The 2,427-nt window shown below is 63.6% G+C and carries 1 protein-coding gene; it reads left to right on the top strand.

The genetic code is table 11. The features are described from left to right. Positions 1-530 precede the first annotated feature (530 nt). Positions 531-2,309: a reverse transcriptase domain-containing protein gene (locus ACFYX0_RS47455; RefSeq protein WP_388981984.1), complete on the top strand. Its 1,779-nt coding sequence runs from the start codon at positions 531-533 to the stop codon at positions 2,307-2,309. Positions 2,310-2,427: the final 118 nt, after the last annotated feature.

Below are 2,427 nucleotides of genomic sequence, written 5' to 3'. Positions count from 1 at the left end.
GTGCGCCACGAGGCGCTCTGCCGTATCCCCGGTTCAGCCGGGAGGAATTGGAGGGAGGTTCCTGGGTTCGATGGCTTACCTGATGCCGAAAGGCTTATAGGGACAAGAGCATGCCAGGAAACCAGCGACCGGGCCCAGACGCCAGGGGCGGTGCGTTGGGGAACCCGCGCGACACGGTGAAAGCTGTATTGCCTGAATCCCAATCTCCAGGGATGGAACTTCGCATCCTCCGGAACGGTGTCTGGAACCGGTGCCCGTGCCCTGCGGCGGCGATGAAGCACAACTGCCGCACCCTCTGGGAACGGGACGATGCCCAGCGAGGGTATTGAAGGAGATGAGTGGGACACCTACATCGCGCTGTTACGTACGGCAGAGACGAACGTGGGATCGCCTAAGGGACGCGAGTCCTAAGGCGACGGAGGCCCCGTAGTAGTCGTGGGAGTCACGCCCCACCAAGGACGGCGGGAAAACCGTCGGCAGGGCAAAGGGGGCCAGGTGATCGGACATCGAGAGACCGAAAGGTATGCGAAATGCAGAGCGCCGAGACGGTGCTGGGTGTCCTGCGTGAACGCGGCAGGAAAGGGCTGCCGTGCACCGAACTGTATCGACAACTGTTCAACCCGCAGATATATCTGCTGGCTTATGGCCGCATCTACTCCAACAAGGGGTCGATGACGCCAGGAGCCACGCGGGAGACCGTGGACGGCATGTCACGGGCGAAGATCGACCGCATCATCGATGCGATGCGCCACGAGCGCTACCGGTTCAGCCCGGCCAGGCGGACCTACATTCCCAAGAAAAATGGGAAGTTGCGCCCGCTCGGCCTGCCGACGTGGTCGGACAAGCTCGTCGGTGAGGTGGTGCGCCTGTTGTTAGAGGCATACTACGAGCCGAGGTTCTCCGACCGGTCTCACGGGTTCCGGCCCAACCGGGGGTGCCACACCGCGCTGCGCGAGGTGGCCAACACCTGGGCCGGGACGACATGGTTCATCGAGGGAGACATCGCCGACTGCTTCGGGTCTTTGGAACATCACCGGATGATCGAGATCCTGTCGGGAAAGATCCGCGATAACCGGTTCCTGCGGCTGCTGCGCAACATGCTCCAAGCCGGATATCTGGAGGACTGGGTATTCAACGCCACCCTCAGCGGCGCGTCGCAGGGCGGCTGCACATCCCCCGTCCTGTCCAACATCTATCTGCACCGGCTGGATGAATTCGTCGAGACGGTTCTGATCCCGGAATACACCCGAGGCGCACGCAGGGCCCGCAACCCTGCCTACCTGGAGGTGGCCAACGCACTCGCACGAGCCCGTCGCCGCGGGGACCGTGAGGAGGTTCGGCAGCTCCGCGGTCGGATGCGCACGCTGCCGAGCTCGGACACCCACGATCCCGAATATCGGCGGCTACGGTATGTGCGGTACTGCGATGACCACCTGCTCGGGTTCACCGGACCCAAGGCCGAGGCCGAGGAAATCAAACAGCGGCTGGCGACGTTCCTGCGCGAGGATCTCAAGCTGGAATTGTCCCAGGACAAGACGCTGATCACGCATGCCCGTACCAATAGGGCGCGTTTCCTCGGCTATGAGATCAGCGTGCAGCACGACGACAAGCAGCGCACGAAACGCGGCCAACGTGCCGTGAACGGAGCGATCAGCTTGCACGTGCCGACATCGATGATCAAGGCCAAGATCGCCCTCTACTCCAAGCGCGGCAAACCCGCGCGCCGCTCCCAAGTGATCAACTTCAGCGACCACGACATCGTGCGGATCTACGGAGCCGAGTACCGAGGCGTCGTCCAGTACTACCTGCTCGCCGGTGATGTCCGACGACTACACCGGCTGCGGTGGGTCATGCTGACCTCCATGCTCAAAACGCTGGCCTCCAAGCACCACACGTCGGTCCGTAGGATCGCGGCCAAGCACAAGGCCAAAATCCAGACACCACACGGACCGCGCACGTGCTTCGAAGCCACCGTTGAACGCGGAAAAGGCAGCAGACCACTGGTCGCCAGGTTCGGCGGCATTCCGCTGCGACGGCAAAAGAACGCGGTCATCACCGACCGCCACCCGGGTCGGCTCGCCTACCCCCGCCGGGAACTGATCGACCGGCTACAACAGGGTAAGTGCGAGCTCTGTCAGCACACGGGAGAGGTGGAAGTGCACCACGTCCGCAACCTGAAGGAACTCGACCGAGCCGAACCCGCCCGTTGGAGACGAGTCATGGCCAAACGGCGCCGCAAGACCCTCGTGGTCTGCGCTGACTGCCACGACCACATCCACCACCGGGAATCCTTCCCGCTCACGCAGTAGTCACCGGAGAGCCGGATGCCTGGAAAGCGGGCCCGTCCGGTTCGGAGGGAGGCCGCGCGGAAAAGGACCAGAACACCTGGCACCTCGCCGCGCGGCCGACCCTACCCAGTCCGCGAAG

This window comes from Streptomyces sp. NPDC002573 (assembly GCF_042889625.1).
In the GTDB taxonomy this organism is placed as follows: domain Bacteria; phylum Actinomycetota; class Actinomycetes; order Streptomycetales; family Streptomycetaceae; genus Streptomyces; species Streptomyces gibsoniae.
This window is presented reverse-complemented; position numbering and strand designations above follow the sequence as displayed.

Coding starts and splice junctions, on each gene's coding strand:
- ACFYX0_RS47455 (WP_388981984.1), top strand. CDS start 531: ATGCAGAGCGCCGAGACGGTGCTGGGTGTCCTGCGTGAACGCGGCAGG.